Source organism: Azospirillum sp. TSH64, from assembly GCF_003116035.1.
Taxonomy (GTDB): Bacteria; Pseudomonadota; Alphaproteobacteria; order Azospirillales; family Azospirillaceae; genus Azospirillum.
In genome coordinates this window covers 5,683,817-5,684,423 of the sequence record NZ_LGQW01000015.1, presented here as the reverse complement: position 1 = coordinate 5,684,423, position 607 = coordinate 5,683,817, and the positions used below count along the sequence as shown (strand labels likewise).

Below are 607 nucleotides of genomic sequence, written 5' to 3'. Positions count from 1 at the left end.
CAGATGCTGGATCGCTCCCGAGATGCCGACGGCGACATAAAGGTCGGGTGCCACGATCTTGCCGGTCTGGCCGACCTGGTAGTCGTTCGGCACGAAGCCGGCATCGACCGCCGCGCGGCTGGCGCCCACCGCGGCCCCCAGCTTGTCGGCAATCGCCTCCAGCAGGTGGAAATTGTCGCCAGACTGCATACCGCGGCCGCCGGAGATGACGATGCGGGCCGAGGTCAGTTCCGGACGCTCCGACTTCGACAGCTCGGCCGAAACGAAGCCCGACAAAGCGGGGTCCGCCGCGGCGGCGATGCTTTCGACCGCGGCGCTGCCGGTGGCGGGCGCCGCCTCGAAGGCTGTGGTGCGGACGGTGATCACCTTGACCGGGTCGGCCGACTGCACGGTGGCGATGGCGTTGCCGGCATAGATCGGCCGCTCGAAGCTATCGGCGGCGACCACGGCGGTGATCTCGGAGATCATCGCCACGTCGAGCAGCGCCGCGACGCGCGGCAGTACGTTCTTGCCCACCGAGGTGGCGGCGGTGAGGACATGGCTGTAGCCGGGGGCGAGCGACACCAGCAGGGCCGCGACCGGTTCGGCCAGCGCATGCTCATAGGCG

1 protein-coding gene is annotated in these 607 nt (G+C 69.7%); it reads right to left on the bottom strand.

The genetic code is table 11. The annotated features are described in order from the left end of the window. Positions 1–607: FAD-binding protein (locus TSH64_RS27205; RefSeq protein WP_109453073.1), on the bottom strand; the 607-nt coding region annotated here is incomplete at both ends.